Source organism: Butyrivibrio proteoclasticus B316 (genome assembly GCF_000145035.1).
Classification (GTDB): domain Bacteria; phylum Bacillota; class Clostridia; order Lachnospirales; family Lachnospiraceae; genus Butyrivibrio; species Butyrivibrio proteoclasticus.
The window spans coordinates 1,409,963-1,428,027 of the sequence record NC_014387.1; the positions used below are offsets into that span (position 1 = coordinate 1,409,963).

Sequence of the window (18,065 nt, forward strand, 5' to 3'; positions counted from 1 at the left end):
GGGGAAAATATGTCACTTCTTGATGATAAAGTAAACACAGTTTGCGTTCAGGACACAGACTCATATAAGGCACTTTTAAATGGCGGATGGAATAAAAGAAGACTTATTAATAAAGACTCTATTTGCAAAGATAATAGAAACAGAAATGTAGTAATAAAAGAGTATGAAGTATCAGAATTTGGTACTTATAGGGTAGAGGTATCTATTCTGGCAGGCTCAAAAGGCTTTTTTGACCTTACGCTATTTGCGGGCAGAAGGAATATGATAGCCCGTAATATAGATATTAAGGCTTCTTCAAAGTACCATAAAGTTTTTTATCAGGCTGTATTCCCATACATTCCTGCGCTTACAGCAGAGAGATTAAACGATAAAAAAATATATATAAGTGTTGCCGGTATTGATGAAGCTGATGCAGATGGGGCACTGAAAGTTAAGATAACAAAAGAAGATGTTCCTGTTATATGGGTAGCGGGAGACTCCACTCTTACTGATCAGAATGCCGGAATTCCTTATTATCCTTATGCCAGCTGCGCCGGTTGGGCACAGACAATCAGCAGATATATAAGAAATGCTGCAGTATGTAATCTTTCCCATTCGGGAATGACATCAAATTGCTTTAGAGATGATGGCCATTATGATATATGCCGCGAATATATGAAAAAAGGTGATCTTTTTATCATTCAGTTTGGACACAATGATCAGAAACGCAGGAATTTAGCCGCTTTTGGAGGGTATGCTGACAATCTGAAAAGATACGTAAACGAAGTAAGAAAAAAAGGAGCAGAGCCTGTGATCTGTTCGCCTATCAGCCGTATTCCGCTTAAACTCTCAGAAGAAGAGAAAAGACACCTCGGTATGCCTATGCATTATTCTCTTTTACAGGCACATGCTGATGCTGCTAAGGAAGTGGCAAGAAATCTTAATGTGCGATTTGTTGATCTTCATAAGTTCTCTATGGACAGATGGATTCTATTTGGCGATAAAGCCAAAGATTATTTTATGCCCGGGGATATTACCCATACCAATGAGTATGGAGCTGTAATGATCGCAGATTTCTTTATGTCTGAAGTAAGAGACATGATTGATGAAGAGATGATTGAAAATACAGCTTTTAGTCCTGACCTTGATGTAAAAGAGATTCCCAAGGAAATACCGGGACCGGGCATTTTTGATATAGAGCCTCCTTATCTTGATATAAAGGACAATCCTTATTACGAGGGAATCAGAAAAGCTTTCAGATATGCCCTTCTAGATCCGTGCGTAATGTATCTTCATCCGGATGATTGCATGCCAAGAGGACAGCTTCTTATGGTGATGTTTAATGCTTTTAGAATGGCCGGAATACGTCCCTATAAAAAGAAATTTCCGGATGTTCAGGTTGATGAATGGATTTCAGGATATGTACAGGCGCTTATTGAAAATGACCTGATAGATTACAGAACGTATTCCTCTGAAAAAAGAGATGGAACTGAGAGCGAGACAATTTATTATTTCAGACCGGATGATCCGCTTACTTATGAAGAATTATCGCAGTTTCTTGTCCTTAAGCTTGAGCATGATAAGAAAGAGTGCTATACCAAAAGAGCTTGTGAATTAGGATTTATAGACATTGACCTGAATGATAAGGATAAAGAGATCAGTAGAGCAGAGGTGTACACAGTACTCACAAGATATATGGACAAGGTGAAACTGGCTGATGAGAGCCTTCCGTCTGATGCAGAGGTACATCCTGTGCACTGAGTGATGCCGTATCTGCGAGTAGAACAGCTTTCTGAAATACTGGATTTAAGAAAATGTAGTATTGAAACATAACAAATGATATAATGATAATAAGTATGTGAGATGCTACATCTGTAGCAGTTTGTGATTCTCTACAAATTTTGGAGGCAACTCATGGCGTTTGGCTCAAATAAGATACTGGTTATCGGCGAAAAGGAAACATTCATCATCAAGGTTCTTCTTGGTAAGCTCAAGGATGCCGGGATTACAGCTCTTTTTTCAAAAGCTGATGTTAATGATATTAACGAGGAATGGGGCGATAGCGGCCTTATAATCTATTATCTTGAGGCTGGAGAGCGTATGGATGGTGATGTGGCGACATTTCTTCGCGACAAGCTCTCTGATAATAATAAACAGCTTGCTCTTATAGGTGATGCGGCTAATACCAAGGAGATAATAGATAGTTTTCCTCCACACATTATTTATAAGACTTTTTCAAGACCTATAGACTACAATGCATTTATATCTGATGTCGGCCTGTATTTTAACATGGTGGCAGAGGGTGAGATGAAAAAGAGTATTCTGATAGTAGATGATGATCCTAACTATATGGGTCTTGTGCGTGAATGGATCAAAGATACTTATAAGGTTTCGATGGCCAATTCGGGTCTTAGAGCTATTAAGTGGCTTGGCAGTAACAAGGTTGATCTTATTCTTTTGGACTACGAGATGCCGGTTACTGATGGCCCGCAGGTCCTTGAAATGCTCAGAAGTGATGATGAAACTAAGGGTATTCCTGTAATATTCCTTACAGGTAAGGATGATAAAGAAAGTGTTATGAGCGTACTTGCCCTTAAACCTGAAGGTTACATACTTAAGACAAGTGGCAAAGCTGAGATAGTAAATACTATCAGCAAATTCTTTGTAAACAGATAAATATTTATACACGGGACGGATTGTTCGATGACAGATGATGGAATAGAAGTTCCTGAGGAATTAAAAAAGCTTGAGAATATAGATGGTTTATCCATATCTGAGGGGCTGTATTATTGTGGCAGTTCCAAAGCCTATATCAAATTTCTCAATACTTTTTTTCATACGATAGATAACAGGGTACAAGAAATAAAAGAGTCTCTGGAAAGAGACGATATAAATACTTATACGATCAAAGTGCATTCTCTAAAGAGTACTTCCAGAATTATTGGGGCAGGAGAGCTTTCAAACTTTGCTCTTAGCCTTGAAGAGGCAGGAGAAAGAGGCGACAGGAAATTTATATCTGAGAATAATGATAAATTCCTGCAATTATATATATCCTACAGGAATAAGCTGGCTGCCTTTTTTGAGAATACTATTGATACCAGAAAAGAAATATCTGCCGATATGCTATCAGATGCATACAGTGCACTTAGAGAAGTAGTTCCTTCAATGGATTATGATGCGGTAGAAATGATAATTGGAGGACTCAGAGAGTACAAGATCCCTGCTGCTGACAAGGAGAAAATTGACAGGATAGCAAGTCTCCTTGAACAACTTAAATGGGATGAAATAGCACAATTATTGGATTAATAAAAGCTGAGAGACTAAATATCTCTCAGCTTTTTTATTATCATCGTTCATTGCCCCAGAAGAATAATCCAAGCATACCGGGGCCTACGTGAGAACCTGAGAATGGTTCGTGCATGCAGATCGTAACCTGAGCTCTTGGATTTATCTCTTTAACCATATCAGCAAGCTTATTGGCGTCATCGAGGCAGTCACCATGTGAAATAAATACGATTTGTTTCTCATCCTCCATTCGCTTTTCTGCGTATTTTTTGGCAAGCTCAGAGATGGCGTTCTTACGACCTCTGACCTTATTACATGAGATAATATGGCCTGTGCTGTCACCAAAGAGAATAGGCTTGATATTGAGAATAGTACCAATATTGGCTGTAACTCCGCTGACACGTCCTGTGCGTTTAAGAAAGTTAAGATCATCAACAGTAAAGTACTGACAAGCATGTGGGACAGCTTCATCGAGGATGTCGGCAGCATTTCTGGCATTTACATTTTTTCTGGCAAGATCAACAGCCTTAAGAGCTAGAATACCGTTTCCAAAGCCGCAGCCATGTGAATCAACAATATGTATGAAACAGTCAGGATATTCTTCCATAAGCTCGTCTGCAGCGATTCTGGCAGCATTGTAGGTTCCGCTGATACCTGAACTCATGGAGATATAAATAATATCCTTGCCTTCCTGAGCATACGGAGTGAAGTGTTCGATGAATAACTGAGTATTCAAAAGACTTGTCTGAATAAGATCTCCGTTTCTGAGACCTTCATAGTATGTATGGCCGTCGAAGTTATCTATATCGCCGCTGTAAACCTTCTGAGTACCATTAACAAGGTAATTACAAGGCAGAATAACAATCTCACTGGCTATTTTTTGTGGTAAATTTGCGCATCCATCTGCGAATACAGTAAAAGACATAAAAAACCCCTTAACTTTTTCAAAATAATGTACAAAGGTAATTATATCATACTTTATTTTGTAGTAGTATTACATTATAAGAATCAAGGGGGTTGGGGTATGAAATTAAACACAAAAAGAACTATTCTTATCGGCTTTGCATTTATGTCAATTTGCGCTTTCTGGCAATTCTATGACAACGAAATTCCAAAGATACTCAAATACTCGTTTAATTTGGGTGAAACACTGACCGGTGTGGTTATGGCACTTGATAATGTGCTGGCACTTTTTCTTTTGCCTGTTTTCGGAACTGTTTCTGATGGAACAGAGACAAGATTTGGTAAAAGAATGCCATATATCGTTGTAGGAACAATTCTTTCTACGATTTTGCTTACAATTCTTATTACAGTGGCAAGACCAAGTGGAAGCCTTGCACTTTTTGTTGGTGTGCTTTTGCTGCTTCTTATTTCCATGGGTATTTACAGATCTCCTGCAGTTTCACTTATGCCTGATCTAACGCCGGCTCCTTGCAGAAGCTCAGCCAATGCTGTGATCAACCTTATGGGAACTATAGGTGGAATCTATATTCTTGTGATGATAAAGGTTTTGCTAAAAGAGGCAGATGATCCAGCCAGAACAAATTATATTCCGCTGATGCTGAGCCTTGTTTTATTCATGCTGATCTCTATAGCTGTTGTCTTTTTTGCAATAAAAGAAAACAGGATCAAAGAGGAAATACATAAAGAGGGAGGCTTACATTCCCTTGGAGATACTTTTGATGATGAAAAGGATGCAGAATGCCTTAAAAACAAGGAACTATTTGAGGAGGGCTCTGTTACCAAGAAAATGCCACAAGAGGTTAAAAGAAGCCTTATATTTTTGCTGGCATCCGTATTCTTGTGGTTTACAGCTTACAATGCGGTAACGACAGCTTTTTCAAGATTTGTCGGCGAAGTGTGGGATCTTCATGACAATGCTTATGCTACATGCCTTTTGGTTGCAACTATAGCAGCTACTCTGAGCTATGTGCCTATTGCCTTAGTATCATCCAAAATAGGTAGAAAGAAGACTATCCTTATTGGTATTTCTATTATGGCTGCCAGCTACGTTATCACCGGATTGTATCCGCATTTTTCACCTTCGATCAACATCTTTTTTGCCCTGGTAGGTATAGGCTGGGCAGCTATAAATGTCAATTCCTATCCGATGGTTGTTGAGATGAGTAAGGCAGGGGATATAGGAAAATTCACAGGAACCTACTATACATTTTCTATGGCGGCACAGGTATTTACGCCTATATTCTCGGGATTTTTGCTTGAACACGTTTCTTACAGAACTCTTTTTCCATATGCCTTTATTTTCTCAGCCCTTGCTTTTTGTACAATGCTGATGGTCAAGCATGGAGATGTTAAGCCACCTAAAAAGGAGCGGATAATAGAAAACTTTGATGTGGATGACTGATGATATATTATAGTCGAATATGCACAAATATGGCGGGACAAAGGAGTGTCCCGCCATTATTTTTGTGTTACGATTATGTGGCAATAAAACTAGTGGTATACATATAAGTGGGGTAGAGCTGTGATCACATACAATACAAATATCATAAACATTCCTGTAAAAAAATCTGTGATGCTTGCTGCAGATTCATTAAAAAGGGATATCCAAAATACATGCCTTAAATCAGATGAAAAGGGGAGTACTATTTCTTTTTCCGAGGATCCTTGTATAGAAAAAGAATGCTTTGTTATCTGTTATGGATCGGATGAACTAAAGATAAGCGCATCAGACGATCTTGGTTTTATTTATGGAATCTATTATATAAGCAAGGTTTTCCTTGGTGTACATGAATTCTGGTTTTGGAACGAACAGAAATTTATCCAAAGAACAGGGTATGAGATTCCGGAAGGCTATCGCTATGCTTCAAAACCGTATGCGGTAAGATTTCGCGGATGGTTCATAAATGATGAAGTACTGTTTGATGGCTGGAAAAAAGATAAAGATGACAACAGGCCCTGGGAGATGGCTTTTGAGACCCTTCTTCGTTTAGGCGGGAATATGACTATTCCGGGCACTGACTTTAATGCTCATATTTACAAAAAGCTGGCGTCTGACTATGGGTTATGGATAACACATCACCATGCTGAGCCTTTGGGGGCAAGAATGTTTGCCAGAGCCTATCCTGAACTTGAGGCTTCATATGATAAATATCCTGAATTATTTGAGAATTTGTGGAGAGAGGCTATTGATGATCAGAAGGATTGTAAGGTCATCTGGAATCTGGGATTTCGAGGCCAGGGAGACAGACCCTTCTGGGCGGATGATCCTGCCTATGATTCAGACGAAAAGCGCGGGGCTCTTATGAGCAGATTGATACGAAGGCAGTATGATCTTGTCAAGGAAATGGACAGTAATGCGGTCTGCTGCAGCAATCTGTATGGTGAGACTATGGAACTATACCAGAAAGGCCTGCTTGATATTCCTGAGGATGTGATCTTTATCTGGGCAGATAATGGCTTTGGCAAGATGGTATCAAGGAGGCAGGGAAGGCATAATCCAAGAGTTTATGCGCTTCCGGAAAAGGGGGCTGAAGGAATGCATGGAATATACTATCATGCTTCTTTTTACGATCTTCAGGCGGCAGCCCAGATGACAATGCTTCCAAATTCGCCTGAATTTGTGGTAAAAGAGCTGATGGATGTATATGACAAAAAAGCAGATGATTTTTGGATAATTAATTGCTCAAATGTCAAACCGCATGCATATATGCTTGATCTTATTGCAAGGATGTGGAAGAAACCCTTTGGAAACATAGATGCTGAAGGTGATGCAGATATCAGCTTATATGTAAATGCACATTTAAGTGATTATTGCAGGGAATATTATGGAGAAGAAGAGGACACTTTGGCATCTATTATGGAGCTTTACCGGAAATGGTCTTCCTATTGTCCATTCTATGGCCCTAATGAGGACGACCACGCAGGAGAGCAGTTTACCAATCATGGGACCAGAGTCCTTGTTACAGGGCTTATCACGAATTATGCTAAGAAGAACCCGGGCTCAACTCCTGCTGCGACCGAATGGTTATGGTTTTCTGATAAAGAAACCTTAAGAGAGCAACTATTGGACTACAGAGAAATAATAGAACCTGCGCAGAGAGGGTATGAGGAATATCTGGTGAAATGCAGGCAGGTTCTTGGAAGCCTAAGTGAGTATACCAGACAGGTTTTGGAGGATACTCTTATATGGCAGATTGAATATCATTATTACAGCTACCTTGGCGCCCTACACGCCATAAGAGCTATTGACAGCATTATTTCTTCGCAGCAGCCTGCGGATACAGATTATCTGGATGCTTTTTACGAGGCAGGTCTTTCTGCAAAAGCTTTTAAAAATGGCTATGATAAAATGCGCAGCCATGAACACGGCGTTTTTGAAGGCTTTTTTGACAACGACTGTGAAGCTGACATCAGGCAGTCCTATTATGTTATGAAAGGACTTATGTCTTTTACCAGATTTCATGGAGATGGACCTCACTTTTATAAGTGGCAGAGAATGTTTCAGGATGGCGCTGGCGGAAATAAGGTCCACCTGATATTAAGAGTCAAGAAGCATCTTACTGATGAGGAACTGTACAACTTAATGGAGCAGGCAAGAAAATAAAAAAACGATAGCTATGCCACGAATTGATTTAATAAATGGTTATTATATTAGGTGATCATTTTCGTGGGGGAATGACGTATGAAAAGTTTTTGGAAAAAGAATGTTCTGATTTTTTTAATTGCAGTTATGAGCATTCAACTGATGGGGTGCGGACGCGGATATACATATAGAGATAAACTTTCAGTTGAGGTAAGAGCAAGAATTGCTGCGACGGCTTACCTGTTTAAAAACAAATTTGGCGCAGTATTATACAATGTTGATGCTTATGCACCTTTTGTTTTGATTGTCAAAGACTCGTTATACAACGAGGCTGAGTGTTCATATTTTTATAGAGGCAGTAAACATACTCTTTGGGTCAATAATGATGATGGCAAGATTTATACAGATGATCTTGTGGGATATGCCAATAAATCTCTGACAGACAGATTTGCCAGAAAGATAGGATTACCTGATGGAGAAAAGGTAGAACTGACTTACCTTCCGGACTATGAAATTCAGACATCTACCATAAATGATGGCAGTACTTATCCGGCTAATACTCACATTGATTTTTTTCCTTCTGAATATACTGAGCAGGATGTTGATGTGTATATATCTGAAGATAACTTAAAAGGTGAGATCAGGGATATAAAGATATATTCAAACAGAAGCTGCATGGATTATGACGAGATAGTGACAGCTGATAAGTATCATGAGCTTTTCTATGGTAAGGATGTAACGCTTTATTGCACTGATGGCTATGTTACCTATGAAACTGAGGCGGGAAGGACCATTATTGTAACTGTTTATAATGAGGACTCTTCTATTTACGCGGACAGGGTTAAGCTGGAATATTATGATGAGTATCGCTATTCCTATGGCTATTCTGTCAAGGATAAAAAATATGTGGTCAGCCAGAAGGCATTTACGGATTATAGCAGTAAAGACTTTGATGTGAACCTGAATGGCAGAGGAACTGATACGGTCTTAAAAGTAAGGACCAGAAGAGATATTAAGGCTGATTTATATGTTTATGGATTAAATCGTTTAAAAGTAAAATGTACCTATGATCATATATATGCACAAAATAGTTATCCAAGAGAGCAGAGCTACAAGGTATTTAATTGTAAGAATGGCTGGAAGAAGCTTGTTGATTCAAGAATAAGAGAAATTAAACATAGAAAAAGCGGCATTGTTCCGAGCTGTGATCAGAGAGTTTTTTCTTTTAACAAGGATTCGGATTACGTGTTAGATATTTAGATTTATTTTTGATACATATTTCAGTTTTAATTTCATTTAAAATTTAGTTGCGTTATACGTATTAAGGCTGTAAAATATTTAGCGGACAATGTCTGTTAGATTTTTAACGCTTGTTTATATTGGATTTAGGAAGTGGTTTGATGTTGATTCTTAAGGCTTTTGGCTTAATAGTTTTTTTAATGTGCGTGTTATACATGCTTATGATTATGCCAAGAGTGGTGAATAAACCATCAAGTGAACCCTTCACCCGGGTCTTATATGCTCATAGGGGACTACACGATAACAGGAGCAATGCACCGGAGAATTCAATGGCAGCCTTCAGAAAGGCTGTGGAGGCCGGATATGGCATAGAATGTGATGTCCAGCTTACCAGGGATGGGGTTCCAGTTATTTTCCACGATTTTACATTGGCAAGGATTGCCAGATATCCTGATGGATGTGTTCCTGCAGATGCAGTTCCTAATCCGGATGGGAGCCTTGGAGTAAAAGGCAAGGTAGTCGATTACACATACGAGGAGCTATTACAATTTCATTTACTTGATTCTGATGAGAAAATCCCAAAATTTGAGGAGTTTCTTCAGATGGTAAATGGTACAATTCCAATTATTGTTGAACTTAAGATCGAGCTTAAGGATTTAGCAGTATGTCGTAAGGTGGACGAACTTCTTGAAGATTATAAGGGGATTTACTGTATAGAGTCCTTTAACCCTCTTGGAGTTATGTGGTATAGGAAGAACAGACCACAGGTGTTCAGAGGACAGCTTTCTGATGCGTTCCACAAGGACAAGCCGGAAGAATTTCAGGGGCCTTTGTACTTTATACTTACTAATTTATTATTTAACTTTCTTACAAGGCCGGACTTTATTGCTTTTAATCACAAATATGCAAACTGTCTTGCCAGAAGGATTTGCAGACGCGTTTATGGCAACGTTGCCGCAGCCTGGACCATCAAGAGTGAAGAAGAATTGGCGAAGGCAAGAAAGCATTTTGACATATTCATCTTCGACAGCTTTGTCCCACAGAGTGGCCCCAAAGCGTAAACGTATTTAATTTTTATATGGTAATTGCATACATTTCTACTAATGTCAGCTTCTGTGATGATACATATGGCCAGAAGTGAGGTGATTTGTAGTGATTCATGATGGCGAGAAAATATGCAAAAAATCCGATTTGATGCGCAGCATCATCGGAGGATTTTTTACATATTTCGAGTCGAATGAAAACACAAAACACCGGATTACCGGGCATATGTATCGTTACGGAAGCGTACGGTAGAGTGTAGTGATTATAATAAATGCACAATATTGAAAGGTGCCGCTTTATTAGAGGAGCGGCAGGAAAGGTAGAAAACATGGCGAACAAGTGGGTTTATATGTTCAGTGAAGGTAACATGACAATGCGTAACCTTCTCGGTGGTAAGGGCGCTAACCTTGCAGAGATGACAAGCATTGGCCTTCCAGTACCACAGGGCTTCACAATCACAACTGAGGCCTGCACACAGTATTACGAGGATGGTCGTAAGATCAATGACGAGATCATGGCTCAGGCTATGGAAGGCGTCAAGAAAATGGAGGAGATTAACGGCAAGAAGTTTGGCGATCTTCAGAACCCTCTTCTTGTATCTGTTCGTTCAGGTGCTCGTGCATCAATGCCTGGTATGATGGACACAATCCTCAACCTCGGTCTTAATGATGACGTAGTTGCAGCAATGATCAAGGGCAATCCTGATCCTGCATTCGAGCGTTTCGTATATGATTCATATCGTCGTTTCATCCAGATGTTCTCAGATGTTGTTATGGAAGTTGGTAAGAAGTACTTCGAGCAGCTTATCGATGCAATGAAAGAGAAGAAGGGTGTTAAGTTCGACGTTGACCTTACAGCAGCTGACCTCAAGGAGCTTGCAGAGCAGTTCAAGGCTGAGTACAAGAATCAGCTTGGCAAGGACTTCCCTTCAGATCCTGTAGAGCAGCTCAAGCTTGCTATTGAGGCTGTATTCCGTTCATGGGATAACCCTCGTGCTAACGTATATCGTCGTGATAACGATATCCCATATTCATGGGGAACAGCTGTTAACGTAATGCCTATGGTATTCGGTAACCTTAATAATGAGTCTGGTACAGGTGTTGCATTCACACGTGACCCTGCAACAGGTGAGAATAAGCTTATGGGTGAGTTCCTTATCAATGCTCAGGGTGAGGACGTAGTTGCTGGTGTTCGTACACCTATGCCAATCGCTCAGATGGAGAAGGAATTCCCAGAAGCATATGCTGAGTTCATCAAGGTTTGTGAGACTCTTGAGAACCACTATCATGATATGCAGGATATGGAGTTCACTGTTGAGAACAAGAAGCTCTATATGCTTCAGTGCCGTAATGGTAAGAGAACAGCTCCTGCTGCTCTTAAGATTGCTTGCGACCTCGTTGATGAGGGACACAAGACTCCAGAAGAAGCTGTAGCAATGATCGATCCTAGAAACCTTGATACACTTCTTCACCCTCAGTTTGATGCTGCTGCTCTTAAGGCTGCAACACCTATCGGAAAGGGTCTTGGTGCATCACCTGGAGCTGCTTGCGGTAAGGTTGTATTCACAGCTGACGATGCAGTTGAATGGGCTGCAAGAGGAGAGAAGGTAGTTCTTGTAAGACTTGAGACATCTCCAGAAGATATCACAGGTATGAAGGCTGCTCAGGGTATCCTTACAGTTCGTGGTGGTATGACATCACACGCTGCCGTAGTTGCTCGTGGTATGGGTGAGTGCTGCGTATCAGGTTGTGGCGACATCAACATGGACGAAGAGAACAAGAAGTTCACACTTGCTGGAAAAGAGTTCCACGAGGGAGACTTCATTTCAATTGATGGTACAACAGGTAACATCTATGATGGTCAGATCGCAACAGTTGACGCTCAGATCGCTGGTGAGTTCGGACGTATCATGGCTTGGGCTGATGAGTTCAGAAAACTTAAGGTTCGTACAAATGCTGATACACCTGCTGATGCTAAGAAGGCTAGAGAGCTTGGCGCTGAGGGTATTGGTCTTTGCCGTACAGAGCACATGTTCTTCGAGGAAGACAGAATTGCTGCATTCCGTGAGATGATCTGCTCAGATACAGTAGAAGAGAGAGAAGCTGCTCTTGAGAAGATCCTTCCTTATCAGCAGAACGACTTCAAGGCTCTTTATGAGGCTCTTGAGGGATGCCCTGTTACTATCAGATTCCTTGATCCACCTCTTCACGAGTTCGTTCCTACAACAGAGGACGAGATCAAGAAGCTTGCTGAAGCAAAGAATAAGAGCGTAGACGAGATCAAGGCTATCATCAACTCACTTCATGAGTTTAACCCTATGATGGGTCACAGAGGATGCCGTCTTGCAGTTACATATCCTGAAATTGCCAAGATGCAGACTAAGGCTGTTATCCGTGCAGCTCTTGAAGTTCAGAAGGCACATGCTGACTGGAACGTTAAGCCTGAAATCATGATTCCTCTTGTATGTGAGGTTAAAGAGCTTAAGTATGTTAAGAAGGTAGTAGTTGAGACAGCTGATGCTGAAATCGCTGCTGCAGGCGCTAAGCTTGAGTATGAAGTTGGTACAATGATCGAGATCCCAAGAGCTGCTCTTACAGCTGATGAGATCGCTAAGGAAGCTGATTTCTTCTGCTTCGGTACAAACGACCTTACACAGATGACATTTGGATTCTCTCGTGATGATGCTGGTAAGTTCCTCAATGCTTACTATGATACAAAGATCTTCGAGAACGATCCATTTGCTAAGCTTGACCAGACAGGTGTTGGTAAGCTTATGGAAATGTCACTTAAGCTTGGTAAGCCAGTTAACCCATCACTTCACGTTGGTATCTGCGGAGAGCACGGTGGAGATCCTTCATCAGTTGAGTTCTGCCACAAGATCGGACTTGACTATGTATCATGCTCACCATTCCGTGTTCCTGTTGCAAGACTTGCTGCTGCTCAGGCTGCTATTGCTGAGAAGGCTGCTAAGAAGTGCGACAAGTGCGAGGATGCTACAAAGTCTTTCGTAGATGATGAGACCAAGCAGAAGCTTCACGATGCAGCTGAGAAGGCTCAGGAAGTAGCTAAGGTTCTTGCAGAGCAGTCAGCAGACGTTGCTAAGGCTGGTCTTGAGGGACTTAAGGCTGGTGTTGATGCAGCTGTTAAGGCTTACAAAGAGACAAGAAATAAATAATTAAGATTACAAAAACTATTTTGTAATTAGAAATAAAAGAAGGACTATTCAACCATGAGTAGTTCTTCTTTTTTGTTATTTTTTGTACATTATAATTTTATATTGTGTTTATATATTTCTGTTTTTAACGTGATATAGTTTAATGGTAGATGTCGGTATACCGATAATTTCTGTATGAAAGGAAAATATTATGGATAAGAAGCACGGCTCTTTAATGCTACCAATTGTCGGATCTATCATTCTTGCAGTAGTAATCACTGCTGTAGCGATTGCGGGCTTTAATATTTATAGCTCTATCAATACTAATAAGTCTCAGACTGAGGCTTACAAGGCAAGACTGCTTGAAGATGTTCAGGCTGAGCTCAAGAATGAGACTCAGGAAGCTATGAGTATCTGCCAGGTTATGTATGACAGATATCTTGCCGGTGAAATGACCATGGAAGAAGCTCAGAAAGAAGCTGCTGATATTATCCGAGAACTTAAATACAATGATGGCGCAGGATATTTCTGGGTTGACACATCCAAGGGAATTAACGTTGTTCTTCTTGGGCGTGATACAGAAGGCCAATCCAGATGGGACAGTGTGGATCCAAATGGAACATATTTCATACAGGAAATGATCAAGAACGGTCTGCAGGAAGGTGGCGGATATACAAACCTTATGTTTGCAAAGCCTAATGAAACAGAACCACTTCCTAAAATAAACTATACAGCATATTTTGAGCCGTTTGACTGGGTAATGGGTACCGGAGTATGGGTTGACCATTTAGATTCACTTGCTGCAGAATACATTGGCCATGCAACTATGGATATGTACAGAAATATTAACAGTTCGATCATAACAATGCTTGTATTGCTTGTTATTGGTATTTCTATTGCTGTATATATGGGAAAGAGAATCACCAAGCCCCTTATCCTTGCAACTGAGCAGATGGTTCGTATGTCTAATAATGACTTTACAGACAACGAAGAAATGGAGAAGGTCAGAAGTCTTCCAGCTAAAGAAAATAATGAGATCGGACAGATTGCAGAAGCACTTGATCTTATGCATAAGAATATCAGAGACCTCATGATGAAAATCTCTGATACTACAGCATATGTTGCCTCTGCTTCTGAAGAGCTTTCAGCCAGTGCTTCACAGTCAGCACAGGCAAGTGAGATGGTTGCTAACTCTTGTACGAATGTTGCAAATTCCTGCTCTGGACAGATTACCGCAGTTTCAGGGGCAAGTAATGAGACTAAGGCGTTTGTTAACAATATGCAGGAGTTCCAGGATGCTATAAGCAGAACAACTGAAATGATAGATACTACAAATGACGCTGCTACTAAAGGCGCTGCTGATATGACAAATGCAACTAATATGATGAAAACAATTAAGGATTCTGTTGAAAATACAGCTTCTGTTGTTGAAACACTTGGTGAGCAGCTCAAGAATATCGACAGCTTTGTTGATACTATTGCAGAGATTGCCAGCCAGACAAACCTTCTTTCACTTAATGCAAGTATTGAGGCCGCAAGAGCCGGAGAAATGGGTAAAGGCTTTGCAGTTGTTGCTAGTGAGATCAGCAAACTGGCAGATCAGTCCAATGAGGCTGCTTCCAAGATAACAGAGCTCATAGCTGAGATCATGCAGAATTCTAATGAAGCGGTAGAAGCTATGCGCTCCGGTGCTCAGAGCGTTGTGGAAGGAACTGAGACTGTTAACGAAGCCGGAAATACTTTCGGCAATATTGTTGAGATGGTTTATTCTATATCAGAGCAGTCTGCAAGAATGAGCGAGATTGTCGGACAGCTTTCAGAAGGAACAGAGACAATTGCTGAGAATATCCAGAAGATTGAAAATATGAGTGCTGATGTTGCGGATGAAACGCAGAATGTTTCAGCTGCTTCAGAACAGCAGACAGCATCGACGCATGAAGTTGCAGAAGCTTCAGACAGACTTGCTGAAAATGCTCAGGAACTTCAGAACTTTGTTGCCAAATTTGATCTGTAACCGTCTGACCGATATAAAATCTGCTATTACAAGGGCTGCGATCAATAATCGATTGCAGCCTTTCATATTTTACTAAACGATAATTGCTCCAAATAGTTGCAAGTAACTCTATATGGATAAATGATGCGTTGAGAAGTTAACTATAAAGTGATAAAATTAATATGTATTAGTGTATTCATCTAGAGGGCCATATATGGACGTCCAGGAAATTGATCTTATCAACGAACTGAACATATATACGGGACTGGATTCGTTCAGCGAAGATGCTCTGGAAAAAGAGCTGGCGCAGTGCAAGGGACTGGGAGCAAATGTCGAGAAGCTCCGCAGTCTTGGTTTTAATGCACTTCAGCTGGCAGAAATAAGAAAGGGCCTTGAAAGCGATAAGGTTGATGTAAATAAATATCTTGATTCTAGTCTGTCCTGGACGGATATGGAAGAAATGCGCCTTGAAATGGTGCAGGGAATTGATATGTCTGAATATCGGGCTAAGGGCTTTGATAATCAGCAGCTGTATCAGATAAGAACCGGAATTTCTGATGGAGTAGATGTATCTGTTTATGCCAAAAAAATCTATCTTGCAGATCAGATGAGAGAGCTGAGAAGAGGGCTATCTCCAAAAGATGGTGTCCCTATTATATTTTTTCAGGATCCGGCATTTGATTCCTTACAAATGAGAGAAATAAGAAGAGGCCTTCAGGTTGGAATAGATATCTCAACCTATGCAATGCTTGACATACCTCATATGAAGATGAGGGCAGCCAGGTTAAGCGCTCAGGACGGCCTTGTATTTACTGAGGCGGAAATTCGCAAATATACAGCAAGTATATTGGAACAGATGCATCAGGCACATCTTGATAATGTAAATATAAGCAGTTATGTTAAACGCTTATTCGATGCTGAACAACTTGAACAAATCAGACTTGCACTCAAAAAAGAACTTCCTATAGATAACTATATGACTGCGGACATGCGCGGCGAAGCTATCAAAGAGATTAGGCTCGGCCTTGAAGAAGGTGTTGATGTTGGTAAATATGCTGATGTAGCCTATAACTGGAAGCAGATGCATGAAATGCGACTGGGACTGGAACATCAGATAGATATTACACCATATTGCAAGCCTTTGTATCAGGCTGACCAGATGAGAGAATTGAGGCTGGGAATAGAAGCCGGACTTGATATCAGCAAGTTCTCTTCTATGATGTATACAGCCAAGGATATGTATCGCATCAGGAATAAGATTCTGTCAGGAGAACTTCAGAGCACTGTATCAGAGGATTCTCTTGAAGGATCTGTCTTTGATCGTACAGGCGGAGTATCTGATCAGACCATTCTTTTATCTTCCATGCTTGAAAACAGAGACCAGTATCTTTATGTTTCAGAAGATAAGATGAAATGCTGGATTATGTTGCCTGTTAGAAGAGATGGCATTAGTTACACTGAAGACGCGATAATGACCTTTCTCTTTAAAACGAAGATCAGGAGCGGAATAGACAGAAAGAGTATCAAACAGGCTCTTTTGAATCCGGAGCCTAAAGAAAAATATCTCATTGCACAGGGAAAAGAAGTGATAGATGGCGCGGATGGACATTTTGAATACTTTTTTGACTATGAAAAGAACAACGAGGTCAAGGTTTTAGAAGACGGAAGTATAGATTTTTCTGATGTTGAAAATATTCAGCAGGTTAAAGTAGGAGATAAGCTTGCTGTGTACCATAAAGCGACCAAGGGAATAGATGGATTTACTGTTTACGGTGAACTGGTCAAAGCCAAAAACGGTAAGGAAGTACCTATTCTTAAGGGTGATGGCTTTATGATAATGAGTGACAGAGTTACTTATGTTGCCAAGTATGCAGGAGCTATAAGTGTTGAAGAAGGTAATGTCTATATTAAGAAAGTAATGATATTACCTGAGGTCAAGATTACTGATAAAAAAATAGATTATGACGGAGTAGTGTTTATAAGGGGCGATGTGCATGCCGGAAGTGAGATACGCGCTACGGGCGATATTATTATTGGCGGGCATATGGAAAGCTCTGATATAGAGAGTAAGTGCAATGTCATAATCGCAGGCGGTGCTACCTGTCCAACAAAAGGAAGTATTGTGGCAGGAGGCGATGTTACAGCCAAATTTTTTGATGGAGTAACTATAAAAGGACATAACATTTCGTCCAATTACTTTATAAACTGCAAGATTGAAGCCAAGGGCATGCTCAAAACCTTTGGCAGACAAGGAGTTATTTATGGCGGAACCGCATATAGTCTCGAGGGAATAGAATCTGCAGAAATTGGTAATGTTTCAGGAGCCAGAACGACGATCACACTTGGTGCCAATACTGCGCTTTTGGCAGAATATAGTAACCTTCAGAAACAGATCAGCAGAGAGGCGGAGAACCTTAAGAATCTGATCATACAGAGGGATAAATTACAGGAACTTGGTTCGGGTAATCCGCAGATCATGCAGCTAAAGATAAAGGTAAATGCAGCAATAGCAATCAAACAGCAGGCAATCAAGAATCTGGCTGACAAGAAACAGAAACTTGACAGTGATGTAGAAAAAGGCGAAAAAGCTATGGCTGTAGTCACAGAACAAATTTTTGCCGGCACTATAATCATTATAGAAGGTCTTGCACTCAAAATAACTGAAGATAGAAAAACTATTGATAAAATTGTTTTTAGAACTGACCCCAAAAAAGAAAAAATACTAGTATTTTAAAATGCAAAAGATGTTTTTTTAAACTTTGAAAAGGTCCATAAAGCCCCATTTTATCTTGCACAAATGGACATACTTTTCTATAATAAAAGAT

General features: G+C 40.3%; 11 protein-coding genes. 10 read left to right on the forward strand and 1 reads right to left on the reverse strand.

Features of this window, described 5'->3' with window-relative positions; genetic code table 11:
- Window positions 1-9: 9 nt before the first annotated feature.
- From BPR_RS19710 to BPR_RS05850, 3 genes are all read left to right on the forward strand, one after another.
- Window positions 10-1,740 (forward strand): GDSL-type esterase/lipase family protein, encoded by a 1,731-nt coding sequence (locus BPR_RS19710; protein ID WP_013280540.1) that lies wholly within the window; start codon window positions 10-12, stop codon window positions 1,738-1,740.
- A gap of 153 nt (window positions 1,741-1,893) precedes the next feature.
- The gene (locus tag BPR_RS05845; RefSeq protein WP_042256653.1) at window positions 1,894-2,655 is read left to right on the forward strand and encodes a response regulator; all 762 of its coding nucleotides are present in this window, start codon (window positions 1,894-1,896) and stop codon (window positions 2,653-2,655) included.
- Window positions 2,656-2,682: 27 nt separating this feature from the next.
- Window positions 2,683-3,285: an Hpt domain-containing protein gene (locus BPR_RS05850; protein ID WP_013280542.1), complete on the forward strand. Its 603-nt coding sequence runs from the start codon at window positions 2,683-2,685 to the stop codon at window positions 3,283-3,285.
- 40 nt (window positions 3,286-3,325) lie between these two features.
- On the opposite strand, the gene BPR_RS05855 is transcribed toward BPR_RS05850, so the two are convergent.
- On the reverse strand, window positions 3,326-4,189 hold the full coding sequence (locus BPR_RS05855) for a DegV family protein (RefSeq protein ID WP_013280543.1): 864 nt from the start codon (window positions 4,187-4,189) through the stop codon (window positions 3,326-3,328).
- Between the two features lie 99 nt (window positions 4,190-4,288).
- Between BPR_RS05855 and BPR_RS05860 the strand changes: the two genes are divergently transcribed.
- The 7 genes from BPR_RS05860 (at window position 4,289) to BPR_RS05890 (ending at window position 17,974) form a co-directional block, all read left to right on the forward strand.
- On the forward strand, window positions 4,289-5,629 hold the full coding sequence (locus tag BPR_RS05860; RefSeq protein WP_013280544.1) for an MFS transporter: 1,341 nt from the start codon (window positions 4,289-4,291) through the stop codon (window positions 5,627-5,629).
- 120 nt (window positions 5,630-5,749) lie between these two features.
- Window positions 5,750-7,831: a glycosyl hydrolase 115 family protein gene (locus tag BPR_RS05865; RefSeq protein WP_013280545.1), complete on the forward strand. Its 2,082-nt coding sequence runs from the start codon at window positions 5,750-5,752 to the stop codon at window positions 7,829-7,831.
- Window positions 7,832-7,909: 78 nt separating this feature from the next.
- Complete coding sequence (locus BPR_RS05870; protein WP_013280546.1) at window positions 7,910-9,070, forward strand: hypothetical protein; 1,161 nt, start codon at window positions 7,910-7,912, stop codon at window positions 9,068-9,070.
- Between the two features lie 206 nt (window positions 9,071-9,276).
- Window positions 9,277-10,110, forward strand: coding sequence for a glycerophosphodiester phosphodiesterase family protein (locus tag BPR_RS05875; protein ID WP_275450176.1), 834 nt, complete (start codon window positions 9,277-9,279; stop codon window positions 10,108-10,110).
- 311 nt (window positions 10,111-10,421) lie between these two features.
- Window positions 10,422-13,268, forward strand: a complete 2,847-nt coding sequence (gene ppdK / locus BPR_RS05880) for a pyruvate, phosphate dikinase (RefSeq protein WP_013280548.1) — start codon at window positions 10,422-10,424, stop codon at window positions 13,266-13,268.
- A 190-nt stretch (window positions 13,269-13,458) separates the two neighbouring features.
- Window positions 13,459-15,261: a methyl-accepting chemotaxis protein gene (locus BPR_RS05885; RefSeq protein ID WP_013280549.1), complete on the forward strand. Its 1,803-nt coding sequence runs from the start codon at window positions 13,459-13,461 to the stop codon at window positions 15,259-15,261.
- A gap of 193 nt (window positions 15,262-15,454) precedes the next feature.
- Window positions 15,455-17,974 (forward strand): DUF342 domain-containing protein, encoded by a 2,520-nt coding sequence (locus BPR_RS05890; protein ID WP_042256658.1) that lies wholly within the window; start codon window positions 15,455-15,457, stop codon window positions 17,972-17,974.
- Window positions 17,975-18,065 lie beyond the last annotated feature (91 nt).

Excerpts from the sequence above, each read along its gene's own strand:
- BPR_RS19710 (WP_013280540.1), top strand. The coding sequence starts at position 10 with ATGTCACTTCTTGATGATAAAGTAAACACAGTTTGCGTTCAGGACACA.
- BPR_RS05845 (WP_042256653.1), top strand. The coding sequence starts at position 1,894 with ATGGCGTTTGGCTCAAATAAGATACTGGTTATCGGCGAAAAGGAAACA.
- BPR_RS05850 (WP_013280542.1), top strand. The coding sequence starts at position 2,683 with ATGACAGATGATGGAATAGAAGTTCCTGAGGAATTAAAAAAGCTTGAG.
- BPR_RS05855 (WP_013280543.1), bottom strand. The coding sequence starts at position 4,189 with ATGTCTTTTACTGTATTCGCAGATGGATGCGCAAATTTACCACAAAAA.
- BPR_RS05860 (WP_013280544.1), top strand. The coding sequence starts at position 4,289 with ATGAAATTAAACACAAAAAGAACTATTCTTATCGGCTTTGCATTTATG.
- BPR_RS05870 (WP_013280546.1), top strand. The coding sequence starts at position 7,910 with ATGAAAAGTTTTTGGAAAAAGAATGTTCTGATTTTTTTAATTGCAGTT.
- BPR_RS05875 (WP_275450176.1), top strand. The coding sequence starts at position 9,277 with ATGCCAAGAGTGGTGAATAAACCATCAAGTGAACCCTTCACCCGGGTC.
- ppdK (WP_013280548.1), top strand. The coding sequence starts at position 10,422 with ATGGCGAACAAGTGGGTTTATATGTTCAGTGAAGGTAACATGACAATG.
- BPR_RS05885 (WP_013280549.1), top strand. The coding sequence starts at position 13,459 with ATGGATAAGAAGCACGGCTCTTTAATGCTACCAATTGTCGGATCTATC.
- BPR_RS05890 (WP_042256658.1), top strand. The coding sequence starts at position 15,455 with ATGGACGTCCAGGAAATTGATCTTATCAACGAACTGAACATATATACG.